This is a genomic window from Paenibacillus profundus (assembly GCF_021369635.1).
In the GTDB taxonomy this organism is placed as follows: domain Bacteria; phylum Bacillota; class Bacilli; order Paenibacillales; family Paenibacillaceae; genus Paenibacillus_B; species Paenibacillus_B profundus.
This window is the reverse complement of record NZ_JAJNBZ010000008.1, coordinates 59,281-77,286: the sequence shown is the minus strand read 5'-3', so window position 1 is coordinate 77,286 and position 18,006 is coordinate 59,281. Positions and strand designations below refer to the sequence as shown.

General features: G+C 51.1%; 16 protein-coding genes. 6 read left to right on the top strand and 10 right to left on the bottom strand.

Translation table 11 applies throughout. The annotated features are described in order from the left end of the window. Positions 1-131 precede the first annotated feature (131 nt). A complete protein-coding gene (locus LQV63_RS12495) occupies positions 132-1,292 on the bottom strand; it encodes a glycosyltransferase family 4 protein (RefSeq protein ID WP_233696959.1) in 1,161 nt (386 codons plus the stop codon). Positions 1,293-1,533: 241 nt separating this feature from the next. On the opposite strand from LQV63_RS12495, the gene LQV63_RS12490 reads away from it, so the two are divergent. Further along, positions 1,534-2,634: a YheC/YheD family endospore coat-associated protein gene (locus tag LQV63_RS12490; protein WP_233696958.1), complete on the top strand. Its 1,101-nt coding sequence runs from the start codon at positions 1,534-1,536 to the stop codon at positions 2,632-2,634. Between the two features lie 150 nt (positions 2,635-2,784). After that, positions 2,785-3,603 (top strand): archaetidylserine decarboxylase, encoded by an 819-nt coding sequence (gene asd / locus LQV63_RS12485; protein ID WP_019419259.1) that lies wholly within the window; start codon positions 2,785-2,787, stop codon positions 3,601-3,603. 134 nt (positions 3,604-3,737) lie between these two features. Here asd and LQV63_RS12480 read toward each other — a convergent pair whose 3' ends face one another. Beyond that, a complete protein-coding gene (locus tag LQV63_RS12480) occupies positions 3,738-4,523 on the bottom strand; it encodes a helix-turn-helix domain-containing protein (RefSeq protein ID WP_233696957.1) in 786 nt (261 codons plus the stop codon). 312 nt (positions 4,524-4,835) lie between these two features. Between LQV63_RS12480 and LQV63_RS12475 the strand changes: the two genes are divergently transcribed. From LQV63_RS12475 to LQV63_RS12465, 3 genes are all read left to right on the top strand, one after another. Beyond that, positions 4,836-6,131 (top strand): aminotransferase class I/II-fold pyridoxal phosphate-dependent enzyme, encoded by a 1,296-nt coding sequence (locus LQV63_RS12475; protein WP_233696956.1) that lies wholly within the window; start codon positions 4,836-4,838, stop codon positions 6,129-6,131. Between the two features lie 393 nt (positions 6,132-6,524). Beyond that, positions 6,525-6,905: a hypothetical protein gene (locus LQV63_RS12470; RefSeq protein WP_233696955.1), complete on the top strand. Its 381-nt coding sequence runs from the start codon at positions 6,525-6,527 to the stop codon at positions 6,903-6,905. A 6-nt stretch (positions 6,906-6,911) separates the two neighbouring features. Then, positions 6,912-7,358, top strand: a complete 447-nt coding sequence (locus LQV63_RS12465) for a DUF1854 domain-containing protein (RefSeq protein WP_325175880.1) — start codon at positions 6,912-6,914, stop codon at positions 7,356-7,358. Between the two features lie 43 nt (positions 7,359-7,401). Here LQV63_RS12465 and LQV63_RS12460 read toward each other — a convergent pair whose 3' ends face one another. From LQV63_RS12460 to LQV63_RS12445, 4 genes are all read right to left on the bottom strand, one after another. Next, positions 7,402-8,220: a pyruvate, water dikinase regulatory protein gene (locus LQV63_RS12460; protein WP_233696954.1), complete on the bottom strand. Its 819-nt coding sequence runs from the start codon at positions 8,218-8,220 to the stop codon at positions 7,402-7,404. 18 nt (positions 8,221-8,238) lie between these two features. Then, entirely contained in the window at positions 8,239-8,886 is a 648-nt protein-coding gene (locus LQV63_RS12455; RefSeq protein ID WP_019419266.1) for a helix-turn-helix transcriptional regulator, read from the bottom strand. A gap of 137 nt (positions 8,887-9,023) precedes the next feature. Then, positions 9,024-9,962: a hypothetical protein gene (locus tag LQV63_RS12450; protein WP_019419267.1), complete on the bottom strand. Its 939-nt coding sequence runs from the start codon at positions 9,960-9,962 to the stop codon at positions 9,024-9,026. Continuing rightward, the gene (locus LQV63_RS12445) at positions 9,952-10,122 is read right to left on the bottom strand and encodes a GapA-binding peptide SR1P (RefSeq protein WP_233696953.1); all 171 of its coding nucleotides are present in this window, start codon (positions 10,120-10,122) and stop codon (positions 9,952-9,954) included. Before LQV63_RS12445 ends, LQV63_RS12450 begins: the two co-directional genes overlap by 11 nt. A gap of 296 nt (positions 10,123-10,418) precedes the next feature. Between LQV63_RS12445 and glpX the strand changes: the two genes are divergently transcribed. Beyond that, a complete protein-coding gene (gene glpX / locus LQV63_RS12440; protein WP_233696952.1) occupies positions 10,419-11,441 on the top strand; it encodes a class II fructose-bisphosphatase in 1,023 nt (340 codons plus the stop codon). Between the two features lie 124 nt (positions 11,442-11,565). Here glpX and LQV63_RS12435 read toward each other — a convergent pair whose 3' ends face one another. From LQV63_RS12435 to LQV63_RS12420, 4 genes are all read right to left on the bottom strand, one after another. Beyond that, entirely contained in the window at positions 11,566-13,566 is a 2,001-nt protein-coding gene (locus tag LQV63_RS12435) for a peptidoglycan D,D-transpeptidase FtsI family protein (protein WP_233696951.1), read from the bottom strand. Between the two features lie 643 nt (positions 13,567-14,209). Continuing rightward, positions 14,210-15,463 (bottom strand): ABC transporter permease, encoded by a 1,254-nt coding sequence (locus tag LQV63_RS12430; RefSeq protein ID WP_233696950.1) that lies wholly within the window; start codon positions 15,461-15,463, stop codon positions 14,210-14,212. Then, on the bottom strand, positions 15,451-16,236 hold the full coding sequence (locus LQV63_RS12425) for an ABC transporter ATP-binding protein (RefSeq protein WP_233697038.1): 786 nt from the start codon (positions 16,234-16,236) through the stop codon (positions 15,451-15,453). The genes LQV63_RS12430 and LQV63_RS12425 overlap by 13 nt, the downstream gene beginning before the upstream one ends. Positions 16,237-16,502: 266 nt before the next feature. Further along, entirely contained in the window at positions 16,503-17,963 is a 1,461-nt protein-coding gene (locus LQV63_RS12420; protein WP_233696949.1) for an ABC transporter substrate-binding protein, read from the bottom strand. Positions 17,964-18,006: the final 43 nt, after the last annotated feature.

Sequence of the window (18,006 nt, the reverse complement as noted above, 5' to 3'; positions counted from 1 at the left end):
TTTCCGACGGGCTACAGTCTAAACCTAAAGCATTATATGCACCCAAGTGCTATCCCGTCACTCGCCTATGCCGTTCCCTGCCCAACATTTAGAAAATGCGCTTTTTTTCGGATATGGAGTAAATATCGCTTCTACTCGATTTGGCATCCGCATACCTCATCCGCCCACCGTTCCGCCGTTTGTTTCCAAGTGAAATGGGTCTGCACATGCTGCACGGCTGCCTCTCCCATGCGGCGCCTCATTTCACTATCCCCCAACATATGAACTAACGCTCCGGTCAATTGCTCCTTCAAGCGGAACGGAGGGACGAGCAGCCCAGTCACCCCGTCTTTTACGACTTCTTGAATTCCGCCTACTCTGGTCGCCACGACGGGCACGCCAGAGGCCATCGCTTCGAGATTAACGAGACCGAATGCTTCCCTTGCCACGGACGAGACCACGACAATATCGGCCAGCGTATACCACTTTGGCACTTCCTGATGTGGAACATAAGGGATGAACCGGACATGATGCGGGTATCTTCTGCCGATTCGCTCCAGCTTGCGCACATAGGCCGTCTTCCGCGGGGAACCGTAAAAAGCGCTACCGACAATGACAAACAGCGCCTGCGGATGCTTCGCAATGACTTGGGGCAAGGCCCGCAGCAAAAAGTGCACCCCTTTCAAGGGGATAATCCGCCCTACATACATAATGATGTCGCGATGCTCCCAGCCCTGCATCTGCTTGCCCGCACGCACTCTCCGTTCACCGTCATCTGTCCAGCGGGATATAAACCGTTCTCCATCCACCCCAAGCGGATTGATGATGATGCGGCCTGCACAATCCGGGCATACCGCCGCCACTTGATTGAACAAATAACGGCTGTTCACAAATATTCGTTCAACGGCACGCAGCGCCAGCCGCAGCATTCTCGGTGCAATGTGCTTCGGGTTTATAAATGTCGTGGAATGGAGACTGAGCCATACCCGGGAATCCGGAAAGGAGCGGATGAGCGGCAGAACGAAGCGGGGGCGGTTCTCTACCTGAATAATGTCTGGAGCAAACGAGCGCAGACGCTGCATTACCCCTTGCAAATACATCCGTGCGCTTCCCGCACTGACCCGTTCGCACGGTACGCCGCGAACCGTTCCATACCGTTCTTGTCCGAACCACTGCTTCGAATAAATGCGAGCTTCCATCCGGTCGGAAGCCAAGCCTGACACATACTCAACCACACGCTCCACGGAGCTGCTGGAACCGGAAGGTATCGGAAAAGTCCCCGGAGTAATGACTGCAACTTTAGGTAAGCGCATGACGGTCCTCCTTTCGTTAATTCTATCGTTCGCCTTTGCCAATCGCACTGCAAGCTTCGATGTCGAATTAGCTTCTTGCCAACCTTTGTTATCAAAAGTAGCTTTTGAAACTGCCTCTTACCGTGAAATTAGACATTCGGCCTTCTGCACTCGTCCATACCCTTGGCAGGGGACATACATACGATGCATTATCGCCGCTGGCAAAGCGTACTTGCGCTTTGAACCTGGAGGAGGTACGTCCATGTCCGATAACCGAATCGGCATCTTGTTCAATGCAAATTTATTGCGCGGACTTATCCGTGGAAAAACAAAGCACGAAGCGGTTTCTTTTTATGAAGAAGCAGCCCGGCAGTTCGGGGTTACTCCATGCTATTTCCGCATCGAAGACATAGATATTCGCAACATGGAGGTCTCCGCCTATGTGAGAGGACGCGGGGGCTATGTGAGGCGTCGCATGCCTCTTCCCCGCGTCATCCATAATCGGGCCATCTATTTTCGCTCGGCTGCACATGCCCGCGTCCGCGCTTTGGTTGAGCGTGAAGTCGCTCTGTTTAATCAAGTAAACCGGTACGGGAAAATAACTATTCACGAGCTGCTGCGCACGGATCGCAGCATCGCCCCCCATCTCCCTGATACAGCCATCGCGCAACAAGCTTCCATCACCGCAATGATGGATCGCTACGATGCGCTCATACTTAAGCCGGATAACAGCAGTATCGGGCGCGGTGTTATGAAGCTGGAACGCGTGCGGACCAGATGGCAGACCACATACTTGGCTCGTACTTCCAATCGTGTTCGCCACTGGAGAATAGCGGAGACGGGACACGGCAGTCTGCCTTGGAGCGTCATGTCTAAGCTCGCCAATGAAACCTACCTCGTGCAGCAGCTGCTTCCTTTGGCAACGTATCGCAAGCGCCCATTCGACTTGCGTGTATCGGTACAACGTGACGGATCGGGAGAATGGCAAGTAACAGGCATCGTCGGCAAAGTCGCTCCGCCGCACACCTTCTTAACGAATGTAGCACAAGGCGGTAAGGTCCAACGCTTCGAGGATTTGGCGGCAGTCGCGTTTCCCCATCTGGCCTATGCCTTGCTTCACCAGCGCGTGAGCGAATTCTCCCTGCGCGTCGCATGCAGACTGTCTCAAGTCCTTCCCCACTTGGCAGATGTCGGGCTCGACATCGGAGTCTCTCCGGACGGAATGCCTTTATTTATCGAATGCAACGGACGGGACCAACGTTACAGCTTTCGCGAGGCAAATGAGATCGAAACGTGGAAGGCCACATATACCAATCCCATTGCTTATGGAGCTTCACTAATTCATCAGCATCAACATCGGTAATTGGCTTGCGCCGTTATGTACTATTGTATTGAAAAAAGGGGCGTTCTGTGTCAAGATAGTCCACAGGAAGCACGGGTAACGTGGTTCTGTGTGATGACAAAATACAGGGCGTCCCATGGCGGCGCCACATAAACCAGGTGATTGTAAACGATGAAGAAACGACTGTTACGGCTGTTAACCGAATTGTCCTCGCGCAAATGGGTATCGCGCATAGCCGGAAGCTTTGCCAACTCAGGATTTAGCCGGAAATTGATTCCCACCTTCGCGAAGACGTACAAAATAAAGGTGGATGAAGCGGAGAAACCGATCCTTGAATATCGCACGCTGAACGATTTCTTCACGCGGCGATTAAAGCCGGGTATGCGACCGCTCACCGAAGGGGAGCAGACCTTGCTCAGTCCTGTCGACGCGCTCATTACGGGTATGGGACCGATTGAAGAGGGGCTCATCTTTAACGTTAAGGGACAAGACTATACGCTCGACGAGCTGCTGCACCGATCGCCGCATCGGCAAAAGTACAAGCGGGGCTACTGCTTTGTGCTCTATTTGAGCCCTACCGATTATCATCGTATTCACTCCCCTGTAAAAGGTACCACCGTGGAGAGCGAGCATGTGCCGGGACGTGTATACCCGGTCAATGATTTCGGGCTGCGTCATATGCCAAGAGTGCTTAGCCGCAACGAACGGTTAATTACGTATATTAGGCATGCTTCAGGTGAAGTGGCGGTCGTCAAAGTAGGAGCGCTTAACGTGAGCAGTATCCGCTACACGGATGATACAGTCCTGCCGTCTTATGAACGCGGACAAGATCTTGCCTACTTTGAATTCGGTTCGACGGTTGTGCTGCTGACGGAGAGCGGCACGTTTGATCCGCGCAGCGATTTGCAGCTTGGCATGAAAGTAAAGATGGGGGCAAGCTTGGGGCAGCTGCATGCGCGACCGGAGCGCCAGCCGAAACAGCAGGCTTGAGCGCGCTGCGGCTGCTCATCGGATAATTTCAACATATAAGCCAAGGCCGCTTCCGTTCCTTCTCCACTATGTGGACAAGAGAACCGGAAGCGGCCTTGTTCATGTTCTAACCGATTCACGCCCCGCCCGTATCCTTAACGGATTTCGGATGGACTGCGTCCGGTGTATTGCTTGAATTGGCGGCTGAAGAAGAAAATATCCCGATAACCGAGCGCATCCGCCACTTCAGTGACGTTCATGCCTGCGTGATGCAGAAGATGCTCCGCCCGCTCGATGCGGGAACGAATAATATAGGTCTGTACTGACATGCCGATCAGCTCTTTGAATTTCACGGAAAAATAACGCGGCGACAGCTGCGCCCGCTTCGCCAAATCTTGTATACGGTGATTGGCTCCCGGATTTTGACGGATGTAATTCGCAATTTCTTGAATGGACTCCGCTAATTGATGGCTTGTCTTTCGTTCGCCCGGCTCTTCCTTGTCTACACGCAGCAGATGGATCATCAACTGCTTTAAGACGAGCTGCGCCTCGATCTCAGCCCCATACGTATCAGCCAAGAATAAGCGGACATAGCGCGCAAGCAAATGTTCGAAGTCGACCGTCTCCTCCAACTTCCGATAAGGCGCGGGAATCTCGGTGACTTCCGTATTGATATCAAAATGGATATACGTCAGCGTCAGCGGCTTCTGTGGATTGTGCGTAGCGGACGTATGGTCTCCCGGCCGAAACAGGAAGCAGCTCCCTTTGCCAATGTCATACGGCTCATCATTGAGGAACAGCTCCCCTTCCCCGCCCCATACATAGAACAAATCGTAATTCGGCATTGCCTTCTCCCGCTTCAGCCATTTCCAATTCGGTTCGCACGTAATCTTGGCACAAGCCGGCTTTAATTCATACAAAGTCGGCGCAGCATTTAACACGGTGAGTGCCTCCTTCACTATCGCTCTTACAAGCAAAGTAGATTTATTAGGTTAAGGAGAGAAAATTTCCTGCATCTTTATTCGAAAAGTTTGCACTATTTTACTATACTACCACCTGAAGTCACAATTTGTACATGCTTTTGCAAGAGCGTCGCTGAATCTAATCCTTCGTGACGAATGTGGAAAAATGATGATATAATAGGAAAAAGTTATGTAAGCTTCAAAGGCGCCTGTTCAAGGTATACTTCGTGATAAAAAGGGGCGCTTTTTGAACCGCCACTAAAAGAACGATGTTGGAAGGATGGACGATACATGAACCCACTGTCTCAACAATTGAATGAAACGATTCGCCAAGACAATCCGAACATTTATGCCATGCTCTCCCGCCTCGCTCAGCAGATCTACTTCCCTAAGGAAGGCATTCTGAGCCAATCCGCGGAAGCAGCGAGCAAAGCGAAGACTTTCAACGCAACGATCGGCATCGCGACCGAAGGCGGAACTCCGATGCACCTTCGTGTCATTCAAGATTCGCTTTCCGCCTTTAACCCAAAAGATATTTATCCGTATGCACCGCCGGCTGGCAAGCCAGAGCTGCGCAAGCTGTGGCGCGAGAAGATGCTGAAGGAGAACCCTTCGCTTGCAGGCAAGCAAATAAGCAACCCGATTGTGACCAATGCGCTGACGCATGGTTTAAGTATCGTAGCCGACTTGTTCGCTGATGAGGGCGACGTCGTCATCATGCCGGATAAAAATTGGGAGAACTATGACCTGACCTTCGGCATCCGCCGCGGTGCGGAGATGGTATACTATCCGCTCTACAATGAAGAATGGAAATTCAACAGCGATGGATTGCGTGATGCGCTGCTAGCCAACCGGAAGAAAGGCAAAGCCATCGTCGTGCTCAACTTCCCGAACAACCCTACAGGATACACGCCGGGTCGAGAAGAAGGACAAGCGATCGTCGCTGCGATTCAGGAAGCGGCCGAAGCCGGAATGCGGCTTGTCGTCGTGACGGACGATGCCTACTTCGGCTTGTTCTTTGAAGATTCCATGCATGAATCATTGTTCGGCAGTCTGGCATCCCTTCATCCGAACGTACTGCCTGTGAAGATAGACGGCGCAACGAAAGAAGAATATGTATGGGGCTTCCGTGTCGGGTTCATCACGTATGCCGCCGAGTCCGAAGCACTGCTATCCGCGCTTGAACAGAAGACGCTTGGCATTATTCGCGCGACTATTTCCAGCGGGCCGCATCCTTCGCAGACCTTCGTGCTTCACGCGCTGCAATCTCCCGACTTCGATGCGCAGAAGCAAGAAAAGTTCAACATCATGAAATCCCGCGCCAACAAAGTGAAGTCTTTGCTCGATAGTGGAAAATACGGAGACATATGGAGCTATTACCCGTTCAACTCCGGTTATTTCATGTGCTTGAAGTTGAACACCGTGCAAGCGGAGACGCTTCGCACCCATCTTTTGAACCAGTATGGCGTAGGCACTATCGCGCTTGGCGAAAGCGATCTGCGCATTGCCTTCTCCTGCATTGAAGAGGAGCATCTGGAACAATTATTTGACACGATTTATCAAGGAGTCATTGACTTGACGAAATAAGTTGATTCCCATGTTTATATACCGCATGAAGCCGGCAGCAACTCGCTGCCGGCTTCATGCATTTAGAGCACTATCGTTTTGATTGTTTTTCTAACCGTATTTTCATGAAAAATACAACTCCTAAACGACTGCTTGAATGTGTTGCAATTTACCAACATTATCTTCTTGTATTTCCACTCTTCCTTTTCAAAGGGGGCACGAACAATCTTGTATTTGATTGAAGCGCCGCCTTTTCCAACGGCTGGTTACAGCTCATCCGAACTGCTATTCTGCGGTAAAGCGGATGTGCACGATGATGCCATGTTATCCTAACGCTGGCTGCTTATCTATGACACGGACATCATTCTATGCCGACAGCAAGGCGAAGTCATTGACAGATTATCTATCAACGACATGACGGGAGCGCGAATTGTCGATGCGATAGGCGGCGGCTCGCTTGTCGTTGATACGGAACGAGGAGCGCAAGTGCTTGTCAGGTACACTTCAATGGAAAGCGTAAAGTTCTCCTTCGCCTGCCGCCTCCTGCAAGCTCTCGCCAAAGGCGAAGATATCCCGGTTACATCAGCAGATGATTGGCCCAAACGGTGGCATTATCCATGTACCCAGCCAATTGCTCCTGTTCTGTTCTATCTTTACCATGATGGCTTCAATGAATTGGCAGCTTACGCTGCTCGCGCTTGTTCCCACCCCTTTCAGGCTCGCACGAAGAACTGTTGGCGCAAGATGGGTCTACGCCAAGTTCGTTCGTGCCCAACAGGAAATATCGGAAATTAAGGGGGAATATCTCTTTGCCTGAGTTGCATTTGTGCGAAAAAAAATGATAGCATCATTTCAGAGATTCAGCTTTACCGTACGTTTCCCTTCTCTCATGCGGAACGTTATTTATCCGTTCGAAATAGCGATGGGAACGAAATAGGGATCATTCCGGATATTACGCAGTTAGACGAAGATAGCCAAATCGCGATTCGACTGGAGCTGAAGCGCCGGTATTTCGTTCCAGAGGTGGAGCAAATCCACAGCATACGCGAAAAAGACAACATATGGGTGTGGGAGCTTACGACTGATCGAGGAGCATTCCGCGTCGAGCTCGAGAACTTGCACGAGCATGTGCAGCCCTCTCCTGAAGGTGGGATGATTCTTCAGGATATGTTCGGACGGCGTTGTCTCGTACCGCCGTTATCGAAGCTCGACGCCGCTAGCCGACGTTGGCTGAAGCGCTTATTCTGATCGACGAAGGCTGACGCTCCTTGGAGGTTCGTCAGCCTTTCGTTTACGACAGCAACAAGCGGACTATAATATTGGCTGTTTCTTCAATAGCCTTATCCGATACATCCAGCACATGGCACTTCCATGCATCCGCTAGCACGCTTCCATAATGTAGTTCTTCTTGAATCCGCTCCGAGGACACGTAACTGGATCCGTTCGGAAGTCCCAATGACTTGAGCCGTTCTTCCCTGATACGCAGCAACTGCTCGGCGCTCATCGTCAGCATGAAGATGCGATCGCCGGAGATTTGGTACATTTCCTGAGGCGGTTTCACTTCGGGAACGAGCGGTACATTCGCTACTTTATATCCCTTGTGACTAAGAAACATGCTTAAAGGGGTCTTCGAAGTACGGGATACGCCGACAAGCACGATGTCAGCTTCCAAAATGGCCGTCGTGTCTCGCCCGTCATCGCATTTGACGGTGAATTCAATCGCTTCCATTCTCCGGAAATAATCGTCGTCCATCTGATGCAGCAAGCCCGGCTGTCTGCGGGGCGCATCGTTGAACGTGTCGATAAACGCTTGCATCATCGGACCCATAATATCGACGGCGCGCACACCTAGCCGGATGGCTTCTTCCTTCATCATCTCGCGCAATTCTGGCTGCACGAGCGTATATACGACAAAGCCGCCCTCACTGCTCACCTGCTCCATCACAGTCCGAATTTCATCCTCATGCTTTATATGACTGACCCGCTTGATCTTTACCTCATGACCTTGAAATTGTCGTACGGTCGCCCGTACGACAATTTCCGCAGTTTCCCCTACCGAATCGGAACATACGGTAATGACATATGGAGATTGCTGGCTGAGTCCATCCATTTAAAGGTTCCCCTTCCTTTACCATCCCTTCATATGGCGAAGGAACACTTTCAATATCGTCGTCTTCGTTACGCGTCCCACGACTTCCCACTTCTCCGTCACGGCGTCTCCTTGCTGAGGAACGACAACGGGCAGTGTATCAATATCATGCTCGTCCATTTTTTTAGCGGCATCAAGGATCGAATCTTGCGGTTGCGCCGTAATTAGCGGTGTACGGGTCATGACAAAGCTAACCGGCATCGTCCCTGCCATCGTATTTCCAAGTGTTACCTTCAGCAGATCTTTTCGTGATACGACACCGAGCAGCATCCCTTCTTCGTCTGCAACGATAAGGCTGCCCACATTTTCCAAAAACAAAGCGACGACTGCATCATGTACCGAAGATGTCTCTCTTACAATGACAGGCATGGACTGCACGTCCTGCACGCGGATATCGATCGGCTGCGGCGCGGCACTCTGCGAGATGTTTCCCGGGAAATAACCGACTTTAGGCTTGGCATCCAAATAACCTAACATAACGAGTACGGATAAATCGGAACGAATGGTCGGTCGGCTTACGCCAAGCTGCTCGGCGATTAGGTCACCGGTAATCGGCGCGAGGCGTTTGACCAGTTGCACTATTTCAGATTGACGCGGTGTGAGTTGTATGGCGCAAACCTCCTTCAAATTTCGTCATTTGCTGCATACGGTCTCGATTAGTTCTATCTTACTTCAATCCCCTCGCTTCGTACAATAGTTTAACACGCAGCAAGAAACACTCCCCCTCACACGAAGAGCATTTCTCACACGCGCATTGTTATCTATCACCCATAATTGACTTGTTCGGAGCATACCCATACGACATCCGCCTCAGTCATATCCCGCAACAATCCGCTGTTCTCATCTTGAGAAATACCGGAATGCAGCCATACCCCGACAAGCGGTAAGTCCCGCTTCACATCGTGGCACCGGATTTGTTCAGCAGCAGTACGCACGAGCTGTGCATGCTGCTTCCATTCACCGCCAGCAAAAGGCAGCAGAACGGAAATGCGCACGTCCCGACCGCGGTCATGTGCGCGCTTCTCTGCACGGAATAATGCCTCCGCTTGCATATCTATCCATTCCGGAACGACTCCGGAAATGTTCATTGGTTCAGGAAAAACATTATGAAGCCATTGCTTGCATTGCTTTAGCTTCAGCCACTGCTGGTGCAAGCGCTGCTGTTCGTAGGAATCATCGGTCTCAGCAGCTAATCGCTGCAGCACCTCCATACGCTGTTCCAGGTCAGATAGAGCCGGAAGCATTTCTATCAGTGGCGCATCAGCAAGCATAACATACATGTGTATGCCTGAATGTTCACCGGCCGTCATCAGAAGCTGTTCATACTCTGCTGTCATGAATGGCACTAATTTGTGAAGCGCGGCACAACGCTCTGACACGGTTCCAGAGACCAACACCTCACGCACAAGACGCTGTCTCTCGGCATTCATGAATGGCTGTTGTCCCGGTATAACGAATAAGGTGGAGCAGCCAATCGCAATGGCAGCCTGCATTTCGAGCAGATGCGCACATCGGGCAACCGTCTGCACGCCTTGCCGCTCTTGCAAATCACGGGTCTCCTCCCATACATAGCCGACATTGTGCACCGCTCGCTGTCGCATTGAAATCAGCTTAAAAGTATTCTCTTCAAGCGTGGCCTGAACGGAGTTTGCAGCTTCCGAGGGGGCGAACCACCGCTCCGCGTGATTCATATTAGATTTCAAGGTGCTGTACCTCTCTCTCCGCGCAAAGCTGCTCTTGACAGTCATGCGAGCCGCATTCCATGTAGTACATCATGACTCTTTCTGTATCCTGCTCTGCAATAATTCGCTTGCAACGTTTACACAAGATAATGCCCAATAATTGACGCTGCCCATGTTCCATCGGACATCCACCTCTCCTTAAGTTTGTGATGGGTATCCTCTTGTACTTCTCGGCTGAAAAGTGACCTTTTTGAACTCGCACTATTAAAATATGCTGTCATATTTCTTTCATGTGAGCGAATTCATTAGTGAGATACCCTATAAATATGACGCCTTAAAGTATCGTATTCATGCAACAATTTTTCAGCATGTGTGAATTAACCAATTGCTTTTCCATATTTTATATCATATTATCTAATAAGACGCAATATATAATTCATTTAGTACGTCATATTTAAAACATGGGGGGAGATCAGCATGGACAGACAATTGAGCTTAGAGTGCATCCGTGTTACTGAAGCAGCCGCACTAGCCGCTTCGCGGTGGGTTGGCCGGGGAAATACAGAGGAAGCGGACGGTGCTGCGACCAGCATTATGCGGCACATGTTCGAAAGTGTTCCGATACGGGGACAAGTCGTCATCGGTGAAGGGGAAATGGATGAAGCGCCGATGCTTTATATAGGTGAACCAGTTGGTTCCGGGGCTGGCTCTCATGCGGATGTGGCCGTCGATCCGGTGGAAGGAACCGAATTAGTCGCGAAAGGATTGAATGGCGCCCTGTCCGTCCTTGCCGTTGCGGACTCCGGCCAGCTCCTCCATGCACCTGACATGTATATGCAGAAGCTCGCCTGCGGACCACAGCTGCGCGGCTGCCTTCACCTGGATGATCCACTCGATGTAACGGTGAAGAAAGCTGCGGCTGTACTCAAGCGTGACCTGTCGGAAATGACGGTCTCTATTCTCGATCGTGAACGGCATGCGAAGCAGATTGAATGTCTCCGGGCAACGGGCGTGCGCTTGAAGCTGCTTAATGCAGGCGATGTCGCCGGAGCAATGGCCACCGCCTTTTCAGAATCGGGTGTTGATCTCTATGTCGGATCAGGAGGCGCTCCAGAAGGCGTGCTGGCTGCAGCAGCGTTGCGCTGTCTTGGCGGCGAGTTGCAAGCGCGTCTGCTGCCTTCGAATGAAGAAGAAGTGGAACGCTGCTTGCAAATGGGCATCCGTCAGCTAGATCGGCTCCTGATGACGGAAGACTTATCCGGGTACGGCGATGTGCTGTTTGCCGCAACAGGAATTACTCCGGGCGATGTACTGCAAGGCGTACGCATGACGCAGGATCATTACGCGGAAACGCATTCCCTTGTCCTTCGCTCCAAGACCGGCACCGTGCGATTTGTCCGTACGCTTCACCGCCTACTGCCTTGTGACGTCGCGCCATTTCACTCAGAGCAGCCTCCGGGCAGTTATGCGGCAGATATCCTCAAGTCCAACGCAATATAGCGCAGTAGAATGAGGTGCAGATCGGTATAGTGTGGTACAAAGTACGTGCAGGGCAATGATGCGCGTTATTGACATAAGGAGAGGGAGACTGAGTTAGCCCCCCTCTCCCTGTTATGTAGCCCGTCTACGTCCTCGGCTTGCCCGTCAAGCCGACATGTTCATCATACGCATCGAACATGCGCCTTGCTATCGGAGCCGCTCCCCAGGCGCCATACCCACCTTCAGGCACGACGACGGCGACAGCCAGCACCGGATCGTCGGCAGGAGCATACGCGATGAAGACCGCATTCTCCACCATCTCCTTCCGGCCTGCAATCGACTGTTCCGACGTACCCGTCTTGCGCACGAATTTGTACGGAAAGCCGTCGAAGCCCTGTACCCCGACACCGAGCATTCCTTTTTCCACCGTGTCCCAATATTGTTGCTTGAACTTCATTTCACTGAGAACTTCTGGCTTCATCTGCTTTACTGTATTCCCGTTTGCATCAGTAATTTTCGATACGAACTGCGGCTTCAGCCGTTTCCCGTGATTAGCCAGCGTCGCCGTATACTGTGCCAACTGCAGCGTCGTATATTTTCCTTGTTGTCCGAACGATGCGTAGGCAAGCGAAGCCTGCCCCGTCTGATTCTCCTGCATATAATCGAGAATGCCCTCTGACTCCGCTGGAAAGCCGCTTCCCGTATGGATGCCGAGCCCGAATGCCTTCATATAGCTATCCCATATTTCAAGTCCTTTTTCTTTTCCGTATTTCAAATAGAGCGGATTTCCAATCTTGTCGACCATAAAGGCATTCGACGATGATGAAAGAGACCGCGCGGGGTCCATCATGCCGAGGGCATACCTTGAAGCGTTATGTACTCTGGCCTCTTTCCCTTTGCGCCCGAACTCAGCATACCCAATGTCGCGATACGTCGTTGACGGATGAATCAAGCCTTCTTGCAGTCCAATGAGCACCGTCAACGGCTTCATCGTAGACCCGAGATAGACGAGTGATGACGGATGAAGGTTGTTTTCTTTTTTGCTTCCGTAATCTTGGAATACCTCACGCACAGTGCCGTTATATTGATTCGAGCCAATGTGCTTTAAAGCCTCTTCACTGATCCTCCCAGTGCGCCAAATGTTCGTATTATAGTCAGGCACATTCGCCATTGCGATAATGTTGCCCGTCTTCACCTCCATGGCGACCGCATAGCCCGTAATGGCATTCGGCGCCCGTTCCGCCTTAATGTTGGAGCTGCGCAGCTTGACAAGATGTTTCTCGATAGCTGCTTGCGTCTTTAATTGCACATCCTTATGCAGCGTGAGATGAACGTCCAATCCTTTTTCCGGCTTGGTCAGCTCCATTGGCCCGATAATCCTATTGTTTGAATTGACGGGATACGTTTTGATCCCGTTTGATCCCCGCAGCTCTTCCTGATACATTAGTTCAATGCCGTCGAAGCCGACGAACTCGTTCTCCAAATATTCGCGTTCGGGATCCCGCTTCTCGTTATCAATGCGCTTATAGGCGCTCACATGCTGTTTCGCCGTATTGTATCTGCGCAAATATCCAACGATTTGCGGAGCGACCTTGTCCTCATCATACTGCCGGATGCCTTCTTCGATTATATCGATATACGGGTACGTATCCCTATTCTCCAAAAAGTAAGCGATTTCTTTCTTAGTTAAATCGATTTTGATTCTGCGCGGGACATAGCCGTAATTGACCCGGGAACCGATGTCCATCTGATCGTACACCATCTGCTTCGTCATCGGTATATTCGGATCGCCGTACCGCTCAAACACCGATACGATCTGATCCGCAATGAGCAGCGCTTCCTCTGGCTTATAATTTTTCTCCATTTTAAAATATAGTGAATGGGTCGGTACCGAATATGCCAGTTTATTGCCGGCAGCCTCAAAAATGCTGCCCCGTATCGGAGACATTTCAATGCTCTTCGTGCCGATTTTTAGCATTTGGCTTCTTAATTCGGGTCCTTGAACAAATTGCAGCAGGGCGATTCGCACAATCAATACGGTAAAGACGAGAAATGTAACAAAGAAAAAAATACTCATTCGCAAATAAAAATGACGCCGGTTCCGTCCTGTTCGCTGCTCCTTCTCTTCATCCGTCTGGATCTGCATAAATGGTATATCCTCCCACAACCATTAATACCTAAATGGTATCTTATGCCCCATAACTTGTAAATTCTTTTTTATGTCCCGAACTTCTCTATTCAAGGCGGCCCGCTTTCGCATCGCCTGTTCGAATTCATACGCATACTGCATCAGCACTGGCTGGCTCCGTATACGGCTTCCCCAGAAACGTAACATTATAAGGTCTGCCATTATGTTCATAACCAGCCGGAACCGTGACGGAAGGATAGCCCGCCTGGACAACTTGTTCACTTCTATACTTGAGTACTTTCCACACTTGATTACGATCCGTGTGCAGGGGCAAAGTAATGCAACCTGAATGATGGGGAGAGTGGGCAAAAGAGATGCGTAAGGACATACCTTCTCCGGTCAGAATAGAGTGCACTAGATACATGAGCAAAGTAAATCGATTTCGTATGTCTGCGTAATTTTCAACCTTGTTCCTTTCTCAGCGTGATCAAAAAAAACCGCCTTCCGGCAATCACATCACGTGATTGTCGAAAGAAGCGGTTTCATCAAAAAACTCATTTGCCGTTTATCCATATGTAATGCAGCCGCCACAAGCTCTTGTCCTCGTTCGGTGAAGCAAGCAACGATTTCCCCTTACTCACAGGTCAGCTTGAAGCCAGCATTACTCCTCATCCTCTGTACGTGCGCGGGCTCGCTTCATGCGAGATAGGAGCGCAATGACCGCGCCGCCAGCCAACACTGTCAGCTTAAAGCTCCACGACGTCGTTCCGAACCATAACGGTAATGTTAACACCACGGCCGATGCCAAGTGAATGCGGGTGCTCATATCGAGCGCCGCTTTATGGCGTGCATTCAACGGTATCGGATATATCGTGCGCCATACATCATGACGGTGATACGTGAACAGAGTCTTAAGCTGTGCGCCGATAACAAATACGAATAAACCATATAAGAGCGCGCTCCATTCAGAGTCTCTTGTCCAGATTAACAGCAGCAGTCCCAATCCGTTCAATCGAAGCATAATACCCAGCAGCTCGCTTCTGGCGAATGTTTTGGCCAGCAGATATCGGTAGGCTGCCTGCGGTGTGAACGCAAAGCGGTCTCCATACCGCTTGAGCCACGGTCTTGCATAGCGGCGTTCTTCCGCAGCCGGCATATCGACGAAGCCGCTTAAGAACAAATAGACGCGTCCCTCGTGGACCTTCTCTGCTGCAATGTGCGCCTCCCACGGGAAATGCAGTGTGCGCCGCGTAAGCAGCCACGCAATATAGACAATTCCAGCGATCCCGGAGGACAGAGCGGCCAATGGGATGCTGAGCCATAACCAGCATGCCACCGCACCCCAAGCCCATATATAGCGAAACAGCCGACTGCTAAGACGCCACTTCGGATCAACGATATGACGTTCTTTCCAAGCGCCGAAAGCGGCAACCGCTTTAAAGAGCAGCAGCACCGCCAACGAGAGGAGAAAACCCTTTGGCTCCGCGTCTGCACGGTTATACAACGGCCACAGCACACACCAGCTCGCAATCAAGAGCAGCATACGCGGCCAGAGGCTGTAGCGTACGCTCCGCTTCATATAAACTCCCAGCTGATGCTCCATGCGCAGCAGGAACACTAGATCCGCTGGCTCCAGGAAGGTGCGGTACGTCGTATATGCGGCTGCAGGCGCCAAGAGCACCAACGCCAATTCCCGCACAGGGAAAGAAGGCGGAATCCGATCCAGAAACGAGGCATACAACGCCACTCCTGACACGAATCCAAAGACAATGACCAGTCCCAGCCCGCTCTGAATGACGTAACGCAAGTAAGGCAACACTTTTCCCCAAAATCGTCGTACCCGCAGCTGCCATAAGGCTTCTGCCTCCATAACCGGCAGCTTAGTTGGGCGCATTTCGCTCTCTACTCGTTCCATGTTAGTCCACCGCCCGATGCATCGTCTCCCCCGACCCAAGCGTAGAAGAGGTCTTCCAATCGTTGTGTGGCCGCCTCCCCTGAACGGTGAGCCAATTGATTCTGAAGCTCATGAACGGTTCCCGCTCCCATGACTCGCCCATGATGAAGAAGCACGAATTGATCACAATAATGCTCGATGGTTGATAAAATATGAGAGCTTACCAATAGCGAAGCGCCTTCTTCCTTTACGCCCTTCATATATTGCAAGAGCGAGCGGATGCCTAACGGATCCAGTCCGAGAAACGGTTCGTCAATGATATATAGTGGCGGACGAACGGCAAACACGCACATTAGCATCGTCTTCTGCTTCATCCCCTTCGACAAGTGCTGCGCCGCCTTGTCCAGATGCGGCTTCATCTGGAATAGATCGGCCAGCTCCGCCACCCGCTTCTCGAATAATGTCTGCTCTACGCCATAAGCAGTTGCTGTCCAGACGAGATGCTCGCGCACAGTTAGCGCATCATACAATATCGGAGATTCCGGCACGTAAGCAAGTGCAGCCCGGTAAGCTTCCGGAGCTTCAGAGAGCGCACGCCCCTGCAGACGCACCTTGCCCGAATGCGGCTCCAGCAAACCGAGAATATGCTTCATCGTCGTGCTCTTCCCTGCACCATTCAATCCGATAAGTCCGACCATTTCACCTGCGTTTACATTAAAAGTTATATCGTGCAGCACCGGTCTGCCGATGCTATATCCGCCAGTCAGGCGATCAATTTGCAATAAAGGTTCCATTTGTTTCACCTCAAGGATTATTATACCGGACAGCGAAGAAGGAAGCGAATGCCACCGATCGACGGCCATCACCTGCGTGTCTCCTATGGGTAGCATGTGCGGCATCATAACGTCCGCCACTAATTACTCGGTATCATGTGACGAAGCAGCCGACGGCTTCCTTCGTAACAAGCGACAAAGCCCGCCAGCAGCGTTCATGCTGCGGCGGGCTTCATACCCTCTCTGGCTCGAATCATCCGGTTGCGGACCGGTTAATTTCCTATCGTTTATTTCGTATCGCTTTCCCCTTCGGTCGCCTCACCGGACGCTTTATCGCTTGATGAGCCGGATTTGGCTTGCTCCGCCGCCTTGCGTGCTTTCTCTTCTTCCCGCGCTTTAATCAACGCGGCCTCCCCTTTTTGCTGCAGCTCGGCTACCGCCTCATCGACCGTCTTCTTGTTGTCAATAACCGTTTGCAGCGCCTCCGTCTCCAGTTTGCGGAATGGCTGGTAGAACTCCATCGGCACATTTTCATTGCCCCAGGACGTGTTGCTATCTTTAGGCTTCAGCATATAGAAGGCTTCCATACTCTTGCCGTCCACTTCCTTGAAGAATTGATTGCGCGTCGGAATCCGGCCGTCCATCGCCCGCGAAGCGGCCTTCGCCACTTCCGGGCCATTGACGAATTTAATGAATTCCCATGCCGCCCGCTTATTGGCGGAGTCGGCGGAAATCGCGTAAAGTTCGTTCAAATAGACAGTCGCGGAAGTATCCGGCGAAGCCGGATCGATCGGAACCGTTACAATGCCCCAATCGAAATCCTTGGCATTCTTATTGTACATCTTCCGGTTTTTCAGTTGGTTCATATACCATGGTCCGTCTAGAATCATTGCGGCCTTGCCTGCCAGAAATTTATTATCGTCGTTCCGCATATAGACAGGTCCGTTCTCGTCGTTGCTCGGCGGGTTAACATAGATGGCCTTGCTTCGTATTGCATCCGCCGTGGTCTTAATGGCGTTCTTCCAGCCGTCGGAATTGATGAGCAGCTTCTCCCCCTTCGCATCGAACAGCTGCAGCGAAGAAGTCGCTGCGATTTTGCTCAGCAGTTGATCCGCTTGGCCATATTCCTCATACATTCCGTATATTTGGTCCTCTCCCGTTCCGATATTGGCGAAGCGGCTTGACAAATCAATGACTTCTTGCCAAGTCATCTTGTTGCTCGGCTCTTGGATGCCATGCTCCTTGAACAGATCGGCATTGAAATACATGACATTCGTATAGAAATACGGAGTCAATCCGTACATAGATCCGTTCCCTTTCTCGCGAATCATATCAATGAGGCCGGGCATATAACCCTCCAAATCGAACTTTTCCTGCGCAATTACCGCATCCAGATTGTATAGCTTGCCTTCCTGCGCATATTCGGAATAGGCCTCCTGATCGAGAAACATAACGTCAGGCTTATGCTTGTCGAGGTACTTCTTCATCTCCGCCTTATAATCGACCGGACCTTCCTGGTTCGCATAAATCTCATTCATGCTGATCACTTCGAATTCGATTTCTGGAAACTTCACATTGAAATAATTTCCATATTCCCGATAGAAGCTGTTTTCGTCGTGGAACAGTACTTTAAGTTTCCCCTTACCGTCTTCCCCTAGTTCCTCCAATACCGGCTTTTCCCCAAAGCAGCCGCTAATGAGAGCGATCACGGTTAACATCAGTATTGCGATTTTCCATTTTCCAGACAAAATTTCATCACCCTTTCTCCATCTTCCACCCATAAGTATATCG

What these genes read in the sequence shown, in the direction of transcription:
- LQV63_RS12495 (WP_233696959.1), bottom strand. Translation starts at nt 1,292, where the DNA reads ATGCGCTTACCTAAAGTTGCAGTCATTACTCCGGGGACTTTTCCGATA.
- LQV63_RS12490 (WP_233696958.1), top strand. Translation starts at nt 1,534, where the DNA reads ATGTCCGATAACCGAATCGGCATCTTGTTCAATGCAAATTTATTGCGC.
- asd (WP_019419259.1), top strand. Translation starts at nt 2,785, where the DNA reads ATGAAGAAACGACTGTTACGGCTGTTAACCGAATTGTCCTCGCGCAAA.
- LQV63_RS12475 (WP_233696956.1), top strand. Translation starts at nt 4,836, where the DNA reads ATGAACCCACTGTCTCAACAATTGAATGAAACGATTCGCCAAGACAAT.
- LQV63_RS12470 (WP_233696955.1), top strand. Translation starts at nt 6,525, where the DNA reads ATGACGGGAGCGCGAATTGTCGATGCGATAGGCGGCGGCTCGCTTGTC.
- LQV63_RS12460 (WP_233696954.1), bottom strand. Translation starts at nt 8,220, where the DNA reads ATGGATGGACTCAGCCAGCAATCTCCATATGTCATTACCGTATGTTCC.
- LQV63_RS12445 (WP_233696953.1), bottom strand. Translation starts at nt 10,122, where the DNA reads ATGGAACATGGGCAGCGTCAATTATTGGGCATTATCTTGTGTAAACGT.
- glpX (WP_233696952.1), top strand. Translation starts at nt 10,419, where the DNA reads ATGGACAGACAATTGAGCTTAGAGTGCATCCGTGTTACTGAAGCAGCC.
- LQV63_RS12435 (WP_233696951.1), bottom strand. Translation starts at nt 13,566, where the DNA reads ATGCAGATCCAGACGGATGAAGAGAAGGAGCAGCGAACAGGACGGAAC.
- LQV63_RS12430 (WP_233696950.1), bottom strand. Translation starts at nt 15,463, where the DNA reads ATGGAACGAGTAGAGAGCGAAATGCGCCCAACTAAGCTGCCGGTTATG.
- LQV63_RS12425 (WP_233697038.1), bottom strand. Translation starts at nt 16,236, where the DNA reads ATGGAACCTTTATTGCAAATTGATCGCCTGACTGGCGGATATAGCATC.